Here is a 15,698-nt window from a genome sequence, read left to right on the forward strand (position 1 = left end):
GCGCTCGGGCGCCGAAAACCAAATGAATCGGGCCGATTTCTGGGGATGCGCGGGGCTAGACCTGCCGTTGTCAGCGGCCGTCCCGGGAGAGCTGCGATACAATTGCTTTACACCGTCGCACTGGCCATCATATTCAGCTTCATCACTAATTTCCTGAACAAGGCAGCCTAGCGCTGCATGACGGCCCCGTCGGCGACATCGAAGCGCGTCGCCGCCCCGGCCTCCTCGAAAAGCGCGATTTCGGTCCCCGTCATCCAGACCTGACCACCGCCTTCATGCAGCCGCTCGAACAGCGCGGCACGGCGGACGGGATCGAGATGCGCGGCAACCTCGTCGAGGAGCAGGATCGGCCGCCGTCCCGTGCGTGCGGCGACGAGATCGGCATGGGCGAGCACGATGGAGAGGAGCAGCGCCTTCTGCTCACCGGTCGAACAGGACGCCGCCGGCCGGCCTTTTTCAGCATGGGTGACGAGCAGGTCGCTGCGGTGCGGCCCCGCCAGCGAGCGCCCCGCAGCGCGGTCGCGCGGGCGCGATTTGGCGAGTTCGGAAGCAAGATCGCCGCCGCTCCAGCCATCGAGCGCAAGACGCGGCCGGGCGAATGTCCCGTCGGTCACCGAGGATGCTGCCTCGTTCAGCGCATCGATCGTCTCGGCCCGCGCGATGGCGAGCGGCAGGCCGTGTTCGGCCATCTGTGCTTCGAGCGCCGCGCACCAGCGCTCGTCGAGCGGTCGTTCGTCGGCGAGCAGGCGATTGCGCGCGCGCATCGCCGCCTCGTAGCGCGCGGCATGGCGTGCATGGCCGGGATGCAGCGCCAGCACCAGCCGGTCGAGAAAGCGGCGTCGTGCGCCCGGCGTATCGGCGAAGAGCCGGTCCATCGCCGGGGTCAGCCAGAGCACCGAGAGCCATTCTGACAGCGCCGTCGCCGAAGCATTGGCACCGTTGATCCGCACCTGCCGCCGTTCGGGCGCCGCCGAGGTGGTGCCGGTGCCGATCGACACCTCCCCCTCCTCTTCAGGGGAGGGGTTAGGGGTGGTGGAGTCTCGTTCCTCGCCTACGCTCGCATCCGCTCGCTCTGGCACCACCCCAACCCCTCCTCTGAAGAGGAGGGGCTTTTCACGCAGCCGCGCCGCAACGGCCCATCCGCCGCCGCCATTGTCGCGCGCCATTTCGGACAGCTTCGCCCCGCGCAGCCCGCGCCCCGGCGTCAGCATCGATATCGCTTCGAGGATGTTCGTCTTACCCGCGCCGTTCGGCCCGGTCAGCACGATCAGGCCCACACCCGGCGCGATCGTCGCCTGGGAATAGGATCGGAAATCGGTCAGCGAGAGGCGGGCGATCGTCATCGCCTACGCCCTAACAGCGAAACGCTCGCCTCATACCCGCATCGGCATCAGCACATAGAGCGCCGGCGATTTGTCGCTCTCGCGGATCAGCGTCGGCGCGGCTGCATCGGCGAGGTGGACCTCGATCATGTCGCCGCCGACCTCGCCCAGGATATCGAGCAGATAGCGGGCGTTGAAGCCGATCTCGAATCCGTCCGAGCTATAGTCGCCCGGCACCTCTTCCGCCGCCGTGCCGTTTTCGGGCGAGGTGACCGACAGCGTGATCTTGTCGTGATCGAGCGTCATCTTCACGGCGCGTGTCTTTTCGGTCGCGATCGTCGCGACGCGGTCGACGCCCTCTTCCAGGCTGCGCGGATCGATCTTGAGCAGCTTGTCGTTCCCGGTCGGGATGACGCGATTGTAATCGGGGAAGGTGCCGTCGATCAGCTTCGAGGTCATCACCGCATTGCCGAGGCCGAAGCGGATCTTGCTGTCGGACAGCGACAGCTCGACCGACCCGTCGAGCTCGTCGAGCATCTTGCGAAGCTCGGCGACGCATTTGCGCGGGATGATGACGTCGGGCATTCCCTCGGCCCCGTCGGGCCGCGGCAGCGTGTAGCGCGCGAGCCGATGGCCGTCGGTCGCCGCCGCCTTCAGGAGCGGCTGATCGTCGTCGGTGACGTGGAGGAAGATGCCGTTGAGATAATAGCGCGTTTCCTCGGTCGAGATGGCGAAGCGCGTCTTGTCGATGATCTCGCGCAGCTTGGCCGCCTCGATATCGAACCGCGTAGGCAGGTCGCCCTCGGCGATCACGGGAAAGTCGTCGCGCGGCAGCGTCTGCAGGCTGAAACGCGCGCGGCCGGCATTGACCGCCATCTTGCCCTCGGCCGCCTCAAGCGAAACCTGGCTCCCCTCGGGCAGCTTGCGGACGATGTCGAACAGCGTGTGCGCGGGGATCGTCGTCGCGCCGGGCGTTTCCACCTGCGCCTCGACGCTCTCGTCGATCTGCAGGTCGAGATCGGTCGCCATCAGGCGGATGCCGCCGCCCTCGCGCGCCTCGATCAGGACGTTGGAGAGGATCGGGATGGTGTTCCGGCGCTCGACCACCGATTGCACATGGCCCAGGCTCTTCAGCAACACCGCCCGCTCGATTGTGGCCTTCATGATATTCCCCGTGTGCAGTGTTTGGTCAGGCGGCAATGTCCTGCCGTTTCTGTCCGCTTACCGCAAATGAAAAGGGGGCGAAAGGCAAGCCCTCGCCCCCTTGTCAGGGAATTATCTGTGGATAGCGAAATCAGAAGCGGATACCGACGCCCGCAACGACCTGATGGCGGTCGGTATTGACGTCGAAATCGTCAAAATTGATGTTCGTATCGGCGACGTCCACCTCGAGATCGCTATAGTTGGAATAGCGATATTCGACCTTGCCGTAGACATTGTCGCTCAGCAGATATTCGAAGCCCGCGCCGACACGGAAGCCATCGAGCGTTGCGTCGTAACTGTCGCTAAAGCCTGCGCCGTCATCGGCATCGAGACCGAAACGGGCGTTGGTGTAGCCGCCCTTCGCATAGAGCAGCCCGCGCGGGCTCACGAGAACGCCGGCACGGGCGCCGACATAGATGTCGCGCTCGGCCTCGAACGCGGCACGGCTGCCGGGCCCGAAGGCTCCGTCATTGTCTTCGCCGGCCGTCGAATCGGTCAGTTCGCCTTCGACACCGATGACGAAATTGTCCATCTGATAGTCGTAGCCGGCACCGACGCCGTAGAGCACGCCATCGAGGCCCTGGCCGCTGCCATCGTCGAACATGTCCTGCGTGCCGGGCGAGAAATCGCCATCGGCATCGGCCGTGGTGTTATCATAACCGGCAATCGCTTCGAGGCGGAAGCCGGAAAAATTGCCGTCCTGCGCCATGGCCGGGGCGGCGACGCTGGTGGCGAGAAGAATGAAAAGGGGGGTACGCATATGGTAAACTCCTACTCTGAACTCGGTGTCCCCGGACGCGGAAACGCCGCGCCCGATGACGGGACACGGGCACAAGCGTGCTGCGACGCAAAAGGTTGCATGAACGCCAGATAAACGGCGGAAAACTGTTGCTTTGGGGGCACGGATTGGCGATCAGCCGTGCCATGACTTCGACCGGCCGTCTCTATCTCGCCCGTCATGGCGAAACCGTGTTCAATGCCGCCGCTCGGCTGCAGGGCGACCATGCCCATACACCGCTGACCCGCGCCGGGTTCGAGCAGGCCGACGAGATGGGCGCGGTGCTGGCGCATCGGCTGGGCAAGAAGCCCGACCTCGACCTCTGGGCGTCGGACACCGGACGGGCGCTGCAGACGCTGGCGGTGATCGCCGAACATCTGGAACTCGACTGGCACGAGGCCCAGCGCGACGCGCGGCTGACCGAAATCGGCATGGGAAGCTGGGGCGGGCGATATTACGCGGACGTGACCGACGAATTCGGGCCGATCGTCGATCTGGAGACGCGGTTGCTCAAGCCTGCGCCCGATGGCGAACTCTATCCGGCGATCGCCGAGCGCGTGAAGGCCTGGTATGACGAGCATGCGAGCGACGGACGCGACAAGCTCGTTATCGCCCATGGCATTTCGAGCCGCGTGCTGCGCGGCGTATTGCTGGAGCTGGATCCGGTGCCCGGCTATGACGCGCCGGTCGCGCCGGGCCTGCCGCAGGGGTCGATCGTGATGATTCAAGACGGCAAGGAAGAACTTGTGGTGGAAGGAACGGGCGGAGAGCGGGCGTGAGGCGCACCGCCATCCTGCTCGCCACGTGCCTGCTAGCGATGCCCGCAGCCGCCCGCGATTCGCTCGGCGTCTACGAGCGCTGGGGCGCCTTTCGCGATCCCGATACGCCGCGCTGCTATGCCATTGCCCGGCCCGAACGTGCGGGGCGCGGCGAATGGCAGCCCTTTGCCTCGATCGGCAGCTGGCCGCGCCGCGGCGTCTTCAACCAGGTCCATATCCGGCTGCGGCGGCCGATGCGCGATGGCGAGGGCGCGACCCTCATCGTCGGAGATCGCGAATTCGAACTGGTCGGCCGCGGCCCCGACGCCTGGGCCCGCGATCGCACGGAAGACGCCGCGATCGTCGCCGCAATCCGGGCAGGACAGGCCATGCGCGTGCAGGCGCTGACGAGCGCGGGCAGACTGACCGACCGGTACGATCTCGACGGTGCGGCCAGCGCCATCGACGCCGCCGCGCTGGGATGTGCGCGTTAAATTGTCAGAATTTCTCTAACAGGAAATCGCCGCAATTTGTTTTTCAGACTCGACCTGACGGCCGAGCGCCGCACCGGCCCTCTCCCCCACCCGGCCTCCCATTCAGGATACACTCGTTGGGAGGCCGGGTGGGGGAGAGGGCCGGTGCGGCGCCTGAGGCGAAGCCGAAGGTCTGACAAAAAATGAAAGTGGGGGCTTCTGTTGCTCGGGGCCCCCGGCCCGCCGGTTTCCGCTTCTGTTGCCCGGGGCGGTCCGCCCGCGCTTTTGTCTTAGTAACTTAGTCCGTGAGGACGTCTGTTACGCAGCAATCGCAAGTGCTTCGTTATCGTTGGCACTTATGAGTTTTGAACGGTTTTACGGCGCATTCAGGCCGGGCGAAAGTATCCGCTTTTCAGCACACGTCGATCCTGGTTCGGCCCCGTCAGATGGGGCGGACGGGCGCGAAAACCGCCCTTTCTGTCCGCCTGATCTGGTGGAGCCGCCGGGTACTGCCCCCGGGTCCGCTGCACCTATTGCACGGCACAATTTATCGCCATAGCCGGACAAGTCCGGCACGCTCCTATATAGGGGTTCGAGGCTTAATGGGAAGTGAGCGCGCGGCGACGCGCTCGAACGCGCCCTGCCGGCGCGATGATCAGCCTTCGCCGCCCTGGGGTTCCTCGACCGGCGGTGTCATCGGTTCCACGCCGTCGATATCGTCCATCGCGCCTTCCGTATCTTCGGCCGGTTCCTGCCCCATCATCGTCTCGGCGGACATGCCGTCCTCTTCCATCGCATCTTCCGAAAGCGGGTCTTCGGCCATGATGTCTTCGGTCACGACCTCGCCTTCTTCGGGCATATCCCCGGTATCGGTCTCGGCGCCGCCGCACGCGGCCAGCGAGAGGAAGCCTGCGGCGAGCGCGGTGCTGGCGAAAATCTTCTTCATCGTCATTCTCCCGTCTTGTTGGTGGTGCGCGGCCGATGGTGGCCCTGATTATCCCAACCAATGGCCGGAAACTGTGATTGTTCCGGCCCTATCGGATCGCAAGAGCGCTGGCACGAAAAAACGGCGCCCCGGCCGAAGCCGGAACGCCGTCTTATGCCATGGGGCATTTCGTTCAAATCGGCAGGGCCAAATTACATACCCGTACCCTGGGTATCGCCAACGCCGGTTTCGCTCGGGGCGATCTCGCCATCGTCATCCATGGCGTTGGCGGCTTCCTCGCCCTGCTCCTCGACCATATCGGCCTGCATTTCGAGCTCGTCTTCGACCGCTTCATTGGTGGCTTCATCAGCCATTTCGTCGATCGCTTCGGCCTGCTCTTCGGCCGCATCTTCGACGGCATCGGCTTCCTCGCTCTGGCAGGCGGCGAGGGTCAGCGCAGCGGCAGCGGCCGTCGAGGCGAAAATAAGCTTTTTCATCAATTCAGTCCCTGTGTTGCGCGGCACAAACGGGGCCGCATTCCAACGCCGTCAATGGGCGGCCCCGTATTTTGTTCCGGAAAATACGACGAAGCGAGAAAGTTATTCTCAAATCACCGTTTTTTGAGCTCGTCCCGGATTTCGGCGAGCAGATCGACCTCGCTCGGGCCCGCCGGCGCCTCCTCTTCCTTGAGCATCAGCTTGTTCGCCTGACGCACCATGATGAAGATGATGAAGGCGAGGATGAGGAAGTTGATCAGCACGGTGATGAACTGGCCGAGCCCGATCATTGCCACGCCTGCCTCTTTCAGTTCGGCATAGTTGGTGAGCGATCCTTCATAACCGGGCGGCACATCGCCGAGCATGACGAAGTAGCTCGAAAAATCGACCCCGCCGAACAGCCAGCCGACGACCGGCATGATGACATCGTCGGTCAGCGAGGTGGTAATGGTGGCGAAAGCGGCGCCGATGATCACGGCGACGGCAAGATCGATGACGTTGCCGCGTGCGATGAACGCCTTGAATTCGGAAATCATCTACAGACCCTCCTGTTGTGCGTTGCGTTAGTGGGCAACGGTCCGGAATTACGCAAGCCCCGGAACTGTTCACGCGCGCGTGCCGGCGTGCAACAAGCGGTGCGAAAGGAGGGTCGATTGACCGAACAACGCGAGACGCACTGGAGCGGGCGGTTCATTGCCGTGCACCAGCAAGGGCGCTGGGAATATGTCAGCCGCGTGCGGGGAATCGGCGCTGCGGTGATCCTGGCCATCGAGGATGCGCCAGACGGAAGGCATGTCATCCTTGTCGAGCAGTATCGGGTTCCGCTGGGCGCGAACAGCCTCGAACTTCCGGCCGGGCTCGTCGGCGATTTGCAAGAGGGGGAAACGCCCGAGCAAGCGGCGGCAAAGGAACTGGAGGAGGAAACCGGCTACCGTGCGGACACACTCCGCGATTGCGGGCGGTTCTGCTCGTCGCCCGGCCTGACCAGCGAAACCTTCACGCTCTTTCGCGCCACCGGCCTCAAAAAAATGGGCGCGGGGGGCGGGACTGAGCATGAAAACATCTCCGTGCACCGCGTCGCGCTCGACAAGATCGAGGATTTCGTCGAGGCCAAGCGCAGCGAGAACTGCATCATCGACGTACGCATCCTGATCCTGCTCGCCGCCGGATTGCTGAAGCGATAGATTCTACGCTGAGCCAGCCTCGCGCACCACTCGATCGGCCCGGACCATGCCCGTGATCTGATCGGCGAAAAAATCCATGACCGCGCGAACGCGCGGCGTGTGGCGGAGCCGTTCATGCGTCACGATCCAGAGGCCGGTCGTATCGCTCGGACGCGGCGGCAGGCAGCGGACCAGGCCCGGTTCGCGATCCGCGACGAAACTCGGCAGGACGGCAATTCCCAGGCCCGCGCGCACGGCGGCCAGCAGTCCGGTCTCCGAACTGTGGTGCATCGCAACGGCCGATTCGAGATCATATTCCTGCAGCCATTCGCGATAGCCGGGCCATAGCCGGCTGCCGCCGCCGCCGATGAACACATGATCGAGCAGCTCGCGCCGCGAATGCGGGATGCCATGCTCGCTTGCATATTCGCGGCTGGCATACAGCGTCCAGAAATCGTCGGCGAGACGGCGTGCGACGAGGCCGCTGCCCTCGATCCGCTTGGCGCTGCGCAGCGCCACATCGGCCTCGCCTGCGGAGAGGTCGCGCAATTCCTGCGTCGTATCGATCTCGATGCGGAGATCGGGATAGGCGGTGTGGAAGGCGCGGAAGACCGGCGCCAGAACCGTGCTTGCATAGATATCGGCCGCCGACAGGCAAACCTCGCCCGTGAGTTCGCGCGATTGCGAGGCAGCGGCATCGCCGAAGCCCTCGACCGCGCTTTCGACCGCCTGTCCTTGCTGCAGGAGCGCCTCGCCGGCGGGCGTCATGACATAGCCGTCCTGCCGCCGCTCGAAGAGAACCAGGCCGAGCGACTCTTCGAGCGCCGTGATCCGTCGTGCCACCGTGGTCTGGCTGGTGCCGAGCGCCTTGGCCGCAGCCAGCGTGCTCCCCTTGGTCGCGACGGCGACGAAATATTTGAGGTCGTTCCAGCTGAACATGGCGCCATTCTGCAATTTTGCAGAATGGCTGTGCAACATCGTTTATCGTTGCACCGCACAATCTTTGCTATCCGACCATCAGCGCCGGCGCTCTCTCCTCCCCGGATGAAAAGGACAGAGCCATGAAGACCTTTATTGCCATCGCCATCGCGACGCTCGCGATGGTGCCCGCCCTCTCGCAACCCGTTGCCGCCGAACAGCGCAGCGTTTCGGTCGGCTATGCCGATCTCGACCTGTCGCAGCGGGCGGACAGGGCCGCGCTGGACCAGCGGATCGCGCGTGCTGCCAATAGCGTGTGCGGCGACGTGTCCGCATTCGATCTGGCCGGCGGCAATGCCGTGCGCCGGTGCCGTGTCGACGCGATCGCAGCTGCCAGAGAGCAGATTCCCGAAGCCGTGCAAAGCTTCGCCGCTACCGAATAGACGCCGCCTCTCCAGGGTGTCGCTTGCGGCGGTCGTCGGTCCAACCGCCGGCCGCCGCCTTTTTATGGCGCCGCGGTGCTGAGCTTATTTGAAATTGTCGGCATAGGCCTGGATCTTGAGTGTACGCTCATGCCCCGGCGTCACGCGGAAGGCGATCCCCTGCTTCTCGGCATAGGCCTTGGCCGCGTCGAGATCGGGAAAGCTGAGCCGCACCTGCCGTTTCGTGTCGCCCGAACCGGCCCAGCCCATCAACGGATCGGCGCGCTGCGCCTCGGTCGGCTCGAACTCCAGCGTCCACTGGCCGACGCGGTGGCGGCCGGACTGCATGGCGTTTTTGGGGCGTTGATAGATGCGCGCGGTCATGGGCGAGGCTTTTGCGCAAAGCGGGCGGCGGGGTCAATATTTGTCAGACTCGCCCTATCGGTCGAGCGCCGCACCGGCCCTCTCCCCCACCCGGCCTCCCACGAGTGTATCCTGAATGGGAGGCCGGGTGGGGGAGAGGGCCGGTGCGGCGCTTAGCGCTGGCCAAAGTCTGACAAACAATCATCCGACGAAACAAACACTTCACACCAACCCGATCCGCTCGCGCAGCAGCCAGCGTCCGGTGAGCAGCACCGCCGCCACGCCCAGGCCCGCAGCCAGTCCGATCCAGATGCCAATGCCCTCCCATCCCGCATAGAAACCGAGGCCGATCGCAATGCCGAAACCGACGATCCAATAGCCGAATGCGGCGAAGATCATCGGCACGCGCGTGTCCTGCACGCCGCGCAGTACCCCGGCGCCCACGGCCTGGGTGCCGTCGACCAGCTGGAACATCGCGGCGATGAACAGGAAGGAGACGGCGAGATCGAAGACGCGGTCGCCCCGGCCGACCCCTTCTTCCATGAACAGCCCGACGAGCTGCGCCGGGAAGACGACCATCGTCGTCGCCAGCAAGAGCGCCGCGCCGACGCCGAGACCATAGGCCACCTGCCCGGCCAGCCGGATGCCGTCGCGATCTTCTCGCCCATAGTAAAAGCCGACACGCACGGTGGCGGCCTGGCTGATGCCGAGCGGGATCATGAAGGCCACCGCGGCGACCTGCAGCGCCACGGCATGGGCGGCGACCGAATCCTGGTCGATCAGACCCATCAGGAAAATCGCCGCGCTGAAGATCGTCACCTCGAGCACCAGCATCACCGCGATTGGCAGGCCGAGCCGCGCGATATGGGCGAAACGCTGCCAGTCGGGCCGCCAGAAATTGGCGAACAGCCGATAGCGGCGGAACGGCTTGAGGCCGGTGGTGACAAGGATCATGCCGAGCATCAACAAGATGTTCGACAGCAGGCTGGCGATCGCCGCGCCTTCGAGGCCGAGTTCGGGAAACGGTCCGACACCGAAGATCAGCAGCCAATCGACGATCGCGTTGAAGCCGACACCGATCACGGTGACGATCACGCCCCAGATCGGCCGCTCGAGCGCGGACACGTACAGCCGCAGCACGACGAACAGTAAGTAAGGGAGCAGGCCCCACATCGCGATCCGGTTGTAGATCGCCGCATCGCGTCCGAGCGCCGCCGGCTGGCGAAGCAGGTCCAGCACCGGTTCGGTGTTCCACAGGATCGCCCAGATCGGCACGCAGACCAGCGCCGACAGCCAGATCGCCTGCCGCACCGTTCGCCGCGAATCGCGCACCGGATGCGGCCGCTTTCCCCGCGCCGCCGCGATCAGCGGCGAAGCAGCCATCACGAGCCCGATCGCGAACATGGCCAGCGCGAAATACAGGTTCACCGCAAGTGCCGACGCCGCGAGTGCATCGACATCGTAACGGCCGAGCATGATGACGTCGGTCGTGTTGATCGCGTTGGACGCGAAATTTCCGAGTATTAAAGGAAGGGCGAGCGCAAAGGTGGCGCGAATCTCCGAGCGCAGCGGCGTCGTGCCTTCGGGGGCGTGGATGCGTGGCATCGGCCCGGCACGGCTAGAGGCGAATCGCTTTGGTCATGGCCAAGCGCTATGCGCCCCTCGCCGCGCGACCGGAAGGGTCGTGGTAAAGATGTCGCGGCTGTGGCCGATGGGTTACATTCGATTGTCAGAATCTCGCTATCGCGAGGTCGCCGCACCAGCCCGCATTTATGGTCAGAATTTTCCCGAAGGAAAATTCTGACAAACTAATACGCCCGCGCCACCGCAAAGCGGACCGCTTCCACCAGCGCGCTCTTCGCCTGGCCGGCAGGGAAGCCGCCGATCGCGTCGATGGCGCGCTGGCCGTAATGGCGCGCGCGGGCCATGGTGTCGGACACGGCCTCGTGATGGATGAGGAGGTCCTTCGCATGCGCAAGATCGGCGTCGGAAACGCGTCGCCCCTCCATTGCGTCGCGCCAGAAGGTCTTCTCTTCCGCCGTTCCGCGGGCATAAGCGAGGATGACCGGCAGCGTCACCTTGCCATCGCGGAAATCGTCGCCGCTATTCTTGCCCATCGTCTCCTCGTCGGAAACATAATCGATCGCGTCGTCAACGAGCTGGAAGGCGATGCCGAGATTGCGGCCATAGGCGTCGAGCGCCTCCTCGACCTCCTCGTCGCGTTCGGCGACGACGGCGGCGATCCGGCAGGCCGCGGCGAAGAGCGCGGCCGTCTTGGCGCCGATGATCTCGAGATAATGATCCTCGCTCGTGTCGACCCGGCGCTGGGCGGTCAGCTGGCTGACCTCGCCCTCGGCGATCACCGCGCTGGCGTTCGAGAGGATCTTGAGCACTTTGAGGCTGCCGTCCTCGACCATCAGCTCGAACGAGCGGCTGAAGAGGAAATCGCCGACGAGCACGCTCGCCGGATTGCCCCAGATCACGTTCGCCGTCTTCTTGCCCCGCCGCTGGTCGGACACGTCAACGACATCGTCATGCAGCAACGTCGCGGTATGGATGAACTCGACACAGGCGGCGAGCTTGCACTGCCGGTCGCCCGGATAATCGAGCAGCTTGGCGCAGGCCAGCGTCAGCATCGGCCGCATCCGCTTGCCGCCGCCCGCGATTAGATGGCCCGCCAGTTCCGGGATCAACGGCACCTGGCTCTGCATCCGGCCGAGGATCACCGAATTGACCTTGTTCATGTCGGCGGCGACGAGCGCGATCATCGGATCGAGCGAGGGCGGCGCATCGCCGCGGATCGGGGTGACGGTGGCGCTCATGGTCGCCGCGCGATGTGGGCGGATTCGCCGCGAAAGGCAAGCGCCGAGCGCCGCCTTCGCAATGCTTGCATAATGCGGTTGCGACGGCGAAAAGGCGCCTGATGACAGACGAGCCGGACCCCGAAGACGCGCTTGCCCGATGGCGCGACGAGATCGACACGATTGACGCGCAGATGATCCGGCTGCTCGCCGAACGCTTCAAGATCACGACCAAGGTCGGCTACTGGAAGGCGGCGAACGACGTACCGCCCGTCGACCCCGGCCGCGAGCGGCGCCAGGTCGAGCGGCTGGAGGCACTCGCCGAGGAAACGGGTCTCAGCCATGAATTCCTCACGCGCTTTCTTCGCATCATCATCGACGAGGTCGTGCGCCATCACCGGATTGTCCGCGGCGAGGAATTCGACGCCCCCGACCCGCTATGACCGCCGGGCCGAAGAATCCCGCCCGCGCCCCCGATTAAGGAGAGAAACGCCATGAAGCTCTACCAGTCCGTCGGACCCAATCCTCGCGTCGTGCTGATGTATATCGCCGAAAAGGGACTCACCATCGATCGGGAATGGATCGACCTGATGGGCGGGGCGAACCGGCGCGCGCCCTATACCGACATCGCCCCCTTCGGACAGCTGCCGCTGCTCGAAACCGATGACGGGACGCACATCTTCGAAAGCGTCGCCATCTGCGAATATCTGGAGGAGCTGGAAGGCGAACCGCCGCTCATCGGAACGACACCGGAAGAACGCGCCGAGACGCGCATGCTCATCCGGCGGCTCGATTTCGATATCATCATGCCGATGACGACCGCCTTCCGCGCGGCGGAGGGAAAGGCGCTTTTCGAATCGCGCATGCGCCTCGTGCCGGAAGGCGCCGACGGGCTGAAAGCCTGCGCGCGGGATGGCCTCGAAAGCTTCGACGCGTGGATGGCCGATCGCGAATGGCTGGCCGGTGACCGCTTCACCCTCGCCGATATCGTGCTGTTCTGCTTCGTCGAATTCGGAGCCATGGTTGGCCAGCCGCTGCCCGACGGGCTGGCGAACCTCGCCGCCTGGAAGGACCGCATCGCGACACGGCCCAGCGCCGCGGCCAGCGCGGACGACAAGGTCGGCGTTGCGACATGACGGCACCCTCCGATTCTCTGCCCCCCTACCGGCCGCTCAGCCGATCGATCGCGGGCAAGACCGCCATCGTCACCGGTGCGGCGAGCGGCATGGGCCGCGCCACCGCGCATCTCTTCGCCAGCGAGGGCGCCCATGTCGCCGTCACCGATCTGGAGCAGGACGCGTCCGACGCGGTCGCCGCCGAAATTGCCGATGATGACTATGCGGGATCGGCCAGGGCGTGGGCACTCGATGTTTCGGACAAGGACGCGATCATCCGCGTCACCGGCGAGGTGGCGGAGGCGTTCGGCGGCATCGACATCCTCGTCAACAATGCGGGCTTCGCGATCCCTGGCGATTGGGACGGCGACTACGACGCCGCCTGGGAGCCGACGCTCGCCGTCATGCTGACCGCGCACCAGCGTATGGTCCGCGCCGCCCTGCCATGGCTGCGCAAGGCCGAACATCCGCGTATCGTCAACATCGCGTCGACCGAAGGGCTGGGCGCGACGCCGGGCAACAGCCCCTATGTCGCGGCCAAGCACGGCGTGATCGGATTGACGCGGGGCATGGCGGTGGATCTGGGGCGCGAAGGCATCACGGTAAATTGCATCTGCCCGGGCCCCATCGACACGCCGCTCGTCGCGGCGATCCCGGACGAGCACAAGGAAATCTACGCCAAGCGCCGCGTGCCGCTCCGCCGCTACGCCATCCCCGAAGAGGTCGCGCATATGACATTGTCGTGCGTGCTTCCTGCGGCGAGCTTCCTGACCGGCGCGGCAATCCCCGTCGATGGCGGGCTGACGATCAAGAATGCGTGATCGGGCGGGCGCCACGGTGCGGGAACAGCCCGGCTATCGCGACGACCCATCCGTTCCCGATTTCGACGACAGCCAGCCGGTGATCATCTTCGACGGCGATTGCGTGCTGTGCTCGCGTTCGATGCGTCTGATCGCGCGGCTGGACACCGGCGGGCGCTTCCGCATGACGCCGGCCCAGGGCGAGATCGGCCAGGCGCTCTACCGCCATCTCGGCCTGCCGACCGACCGGTTCGATACCTATCTGCTCGTCGCCGACGGCCGGATCGCGCAGCGATCGACCGCGGTCATCGGCATCGCGCGGCGGCTTCGCTGGCCATGGAAGCTCGGCGCGGCGCTGTGGATCGTGCCGCGACCGTTGCGCGACGCGCTCTATAATTTCATCGCGCGGCGCCGCTATCGCTGGTTCGGCCATCAAACGGCCTGCGTGATAGGCCAGCCGGGTCTTCGCGACCGGCTGCTGTGAAGCGCGTGATCGTTGTCGGCGGCTATGGCGGTTTCGGCGCGCGCATTTCCGAATTGCTCTCCGAACGCGGTTTTGCCGTCGTCGTCGCAGGCCGCAGCGAGGAACGCGCCGCCGCCTTCTGCCGGGCGAGAGAGGGCGAGCTGACGCCCGCGGCGATCGACCGGAGCGAAGTGGACGCGGACGCGCTGCAGTCGTTCGGCGCCTGGGCGCTGGTCGATGCGGCGGGACCGTTTCAGGGCAATGATTATCGGTTGCCCCGCGCATGTATCGCCGCCGGGCTGCACTATTGCGACATCGCCGATGCGCGCGAATTCGTCGCCGGGATCGGTGCGCTCGACGCCGAGGCGCGCAAGGCGGGGCTGGCCGTCGTTTCCGGTGCGAGCACATGCCCGGCGCTGACCGCCGCCGTCTGCGATCGCCTCGCCGCCGGGCTCGATCGGGTCGCGACGATCGACATCGTCCTCAGCGCCAGCAACCGCGCCGCCGCCTCGCCTGCGATCACCCGGGCCGTGCTCTCTTATGCCGGCAAGCCGATGCCGCTATGGCGCAGCGGGATGTGGGAGACGGCGACCGGCGGCAGCGAATGGCGGCGCGTCACTTTCGACAGCGACGGCAGGCCCTATCGGCGGCTGGCGGGGCTGTGCGACATACCCGATCATGTGCTGCTCCCCGGACGCTATCCGGGGGCACCGGCTATCGGTTTCCGTGCGGGCACCGAGATCGGCCTGCAGAACCGCGCCGTGCAGTGGACAGCCTGGCTCGTCCGGCGAGGGATCATCGCGGATGGCAGGCGGCTGACCGTCCCCGCCCATCTGGTCCAGCGGCTGATGCGCGGCATTGGCGGCGAGCGATCGGCGATGCGGGTCGAGCTTACCGGATGGCTTGGCGGCTCGGCGGTCCGCCGCAAATGGGAGCTGCTTGCCCGAAACGGCGACGGCCCCTGGGTACCGTGCCTTGCGGTTCCCGCGTTGCTCGCGCGGCTGCGCGACGGCGAAATTGGGCCGGGCGCGCGGCCTGCCGCCGGGCTGATCGATCTCGCCGATTATGAGCTGGGCTTTGCCCCGCTGGCGATCCGCACCACGCAGACCGAAATGCCTTGTGTTCCGCTCTACCGCCGCGTGATGGGTGAAGATTTCGACCGGCTTCCGGCGGCAATTCGGGCGATGCACGAGGTGGCCGGCGAACTGAACGCGACGGGCGAGGCGCGGATCGCACGCGGGCGAAATCCGATCGGTCGTTTGATCGCTTGGCTGTTCCGCTTTCCGCCAGCCGGTACGCGAATCCCGTTGCATGTCCGGATGAGCGAACGTGACGGCGTCGAGACCTGGACGCGCACCTTCGACGGACATCGCATGCGCAGCGAACTTTCGGCGCGCGGCGACCGGCTCGTCGAACGCTTCGGGCCGTTTCGCTTCGGCTTCGCCTTGCGCGCCGCGCCGGATAGCCTGGAGATGGATCTCGATCGCTGGTGGTGCGGCCCTCTGCCGCTGCCGCGCGCGCTGGCGCCGAAAAGCCCGGCACGCGAATATGTGGAGGGAAAGCGATTCCATTTCGACGTGCCGATCGCGCTGCCGCTGATCGGGACGGTGGTTCGCTATCGCGGTTGGCTCGATCCCGTCACGAACGAGAAGGCCGATGCAGCGCCGCCCGGCCTGGCATGATCCCATGCGGCAGGC

The 15,698-nt window shown here is 65.6% G+C and carries 19 protein-coding genes and 1 other RNA gene; 9 read left to right on the forward strand and 11 right to left on the reverse strand.

The annotated features are described in order from the left end of the window. Positions 1–167: 167 nt before the first annotated feature. The 3 genes from recF to Q0139_RS07335 all read right to left on the reverse strand — a co-directional run bounded on the left by recF (position 168) and on the right by Q0139_RS07335 (position 3,285). Positions 168–1,343 (reverse strand): DNA replication/repair protein RecF, encoded by a 1,176-nt coding sequence (gene recF / locus Q0139_RS07325; protein ID WP_298019627.1) that lies wholly within the window; start codon positions 1,341–1,343, stop codon positions 168–170. A 30-nt stretch (positions 1,344–1,373) separates the two neighbouring features. Then, entirely contained in the window at positions 1,374–2,486 is a 1,113-nt protein-coding gene (gene dnaN, locus Q0139_RS07330; protein WP_298019629.1) for a DNA polymerase III subunit beta, read from the reverse strand. A 130-nt stretch (positions 2,487–2,616) separates the two neighbouring features. Then, positions 2,617–3,285 carry an outer membrane beta-barrel protein gene (locus Q0139_RS07335; RefSeq protein WP_298019631.1) on the reverse strand — a complete coding sequence of 223 codons (669 nt, stop codon included), beginning with the start codon at positions 3,283–3,285 and terminating at the stop codon, positions 2,617–2,619. Between the two features lie 164 nt (positions 3,286–3,449). On the opposite strand from Q0139_RS07335, the gene Q0139_RS07340 reads away from it, so the two are divergent. Together Q0139_RS07340 and Q0139_RS07345 are read left to right on the forward strand one after the other, a co-directional pair. After that, positions 3,450–4,082, forward strand: a complete 633-nt coding sequence (locus Q0139_RS07340) for a histidine phosphatase family protein (protein WP_298019633.1) — start codon at positions 3,450–3,452, stop codon at positions 4,080–4,082. Next, positions 4,079–4,555 (forward strand): hypothetical protein, encoded by a 477-nt coding sequence (locus Q0139_RS07345; RefSeq protein ID WP_298019636.1) that lies wholly within the window; start codon positions 4,079–4,081, stop codon positions 4,553–4,555. Before Q0139_RS07340 ends, Q0139_RS07345 begins: the two co-directional genes overlap by 4 nt. Before the next feature lie 224 nt (positions 4,556–4,779). Here Q0139_RS07345 and ssrA read toward each other — a convergent pair. From ssrA to mscL, 4 genes are all read right to left on the reverse strand, one after another. Then, positions 4,780–5,147, reverse strand: a transfer-messenger RNA (tmRNA) gene (ssrA, locus tag Q0139_RS07350). Positions 5,148–5,189: 42 nt separating this feature from the next. After that, positions 5,190–5,480, reverse strand: coding sequence for a hypothetical protein (locus Q0139_RS07355; protein WP_298019638.1), 291 nt, complete (start codon positions 5,478–5,480; stop codon positions 5,190–5,192). 191 nt (positions 5,481–5,671) lie between these two features. Next, positions 5,672–5,956, reverse strand: coding sequence for a hypothetical protein (locus Q0139_RS07360; RefSeq protein WP_298019639.1), 285 nt, complete (start codon positions 5,954–5,956; stop codon positions 5,672–5,674). Positions 5,957–6,069: 113 nt separating this feature from the next. Beyond that, the gene (gene mscL, locus Q0139_RS07365) at positions 6,070–6,492 is read right to left on the reverse strand and encodes a large conductance mechanosensitive channel protein MscL (protein ID WP_298019642.1); all 423 of its coding nucleotides are present in this window, start codon (positions 6,490–6,492) and stop codon (positions 6,070–6,072) included. A gap of 117 nt (positions 6,493–6,609) precedes the next feature. Here mscL and Q0139_RS07370 point away from each other — a divergent pair, with 117 nt between their 5' ends. Beyond that, positions 6,610–7,140 carry an NUDIX hydrolase gene (locus Q0139_RS07370; RefSeq protein ID WP_298019644.1) on the forward strand — a complete coding sequence of 177 codons (531 nt, stop codon included), beginning with the start codon at positions 6,610–6,612 and terminating at the stop codon, positions 7,138–7,140. Between the two features lie 3 nt (positions 7,141–7,143). Here the strand turns inward: Q0139_RS07370 and Q0139_RS07375 are convergent, their stop codons facing one another. Further along, entirely contained in the window at positions 7,144–8,097 is a 954-nt protein-coding gene (locus Q0139_RS07375; RefSeq protein WP_298019646.1) for a LysR family transcriptional regulator, read from the reverse strand. Positions 8,098–8,180: 83 nt separating this feature from the next. On the opposite strand from Q0139_RS07375, the gene Q0139_RS07380 reads away from it, so the two are divergent. Continuing rightward, positions 8,181–8,480: a UrcA family protein gene (locus Q0139_RS07380; protein ID WP_298019648.1), complete on the forward strand. Its 300-nt coding sequence runs from the start codon at positions 8,181–8,183 to the stop codon at positions 8,478–8,480. A gap of 84 nt (positions 8,481–8,564) precedes the next feature. Here Q0139_RS07380 and Q0139_RS07385 read toward each other — a convergent pair whose 3' ends face one another. From Q0139_RS07385 to Q0139_RS07395, 3 genes are all read right to left on the reverse strand, one after another. Further along, positions 8,565–8,843 carry an ETC complex I subunit gene (locus Q0139_RS07385; RefSeq protein WP_298019650.1) on the reverse strand — a complete coding sequence of 93 codons (279 nt, stop codon included), beginning with the start codon at positions 8,841–8,843 and terminating at the stop codon, positions 8,565–8,567. Positions 8,844–9,044: 201 nt separating this feature from the next. Further along, positions 9,045–10,427, reverse strand: coding sequence for an MATE family efflux transporter (locus tag Q0139_RS07390; protein ID WP_298019652.1), 1,383 nt, complete (start codon positions 10,425–10,427; stop codon positions 9,045–9,047). A 203-nt stretch (positions 10,428–10,630) separates the two neighbouring features. After that, a complete protein-coding gene (locus Q0139_RS07395) occupies positions 10,631–11,644 on the reverse strand; it encodes a polyprenyl synthetase family protein (protein WP_298019654.1) in 1,014 nt (337 codons plus the stop codon). Between the two features lie 101 nt (positions 11,645–11,745). Here Q0139_RS07395 and Q0139_RS07400 point away from each other — a divergent pair, with 101 nt between their 5' ends. From Q0139_RS07400 to Q0139_RS07420, 5 genes are read left to right on the forward strand one after another with little or no spacing between them, the layout of a single operon-like run. Continuing rightward, the gene (locus Q0139_RS07400; RefSeq protein WP_298019656.1) at positions 11,746–12,066 is read left to right on the forward strand and encodes a chorismate mutase; all 321 of its coding nucleotides are present in this window, start codon (positions 11,746–11,748) and stop codon (positions 12,064–12,066) included. A 51-nt stretch (positions 12,067–12,117) separates the two neighbouring features. Continuing rightward, on the forward strand, positions 12,118–12,759 hold the full coding sequence (locus Q0139_RS07405; RefSeq protein ID WP_298019658.1) for a glutathione S-transferase family protein: 642 nt from the start codon (positions 12,118–12,120) through the stop codon (positions 12,757–12,759). Then, on the forward strand, positions 12,756–13,559 hold the full coding sequence (locus Q0139_RS07410; RefSeq protein ID WP_298019660.1) for an SDR family NAD(P)-dependent oxidoreductase: 804 nt from the start codon (positions 12,756–12,758) through the stop codon (positions 13,557–13,559). The genes Q0139_RS07405 and Q0139_RS07410 overlap by 4 nt, the downstream gene beginning before the upstream one ends. Then, positions 13,552–14,022, forward strand: a complete 471-nt coding sequence (locus tag Q0139_RS07415) for a thiol-disulfide oxidoreductase DCC family protein (RefSeq protein ID WP_298019662.1) — start codon at positions 13,552–13,554, stop codon at positions 14,020–14,022. Before Q0139_RS07410 ends, Q0139_RS07415 begins: the two co-directional genes overlap by 8 nt. Next, a complete protein-coding gene (locus tag Q0139_RS07420) occupies positions 14,019–15,683 on the forward strand; it encodes an SDR family oxidoreductase (protein ID WP_298019664.1) in 1,665 nt (554 codons plus the stop codon). Before Q0139_RS07415 ends, Q0139_RS07420 begins: the two co-directional genes overlap by 4 nt. Positions 15,684–15,698 lie beyond the last annotated feature (15 nt).

The sequence above is a fragment of the uncultured Parasphingopyxis sp. genome, assembly GCF_937129435.1.
Classification (GTDB): Bacteria; Pseudomonadota; Alphaproteobacteria; order Sphingomonadales; family Sphingomonadaceae; genus Parasphingopyxis.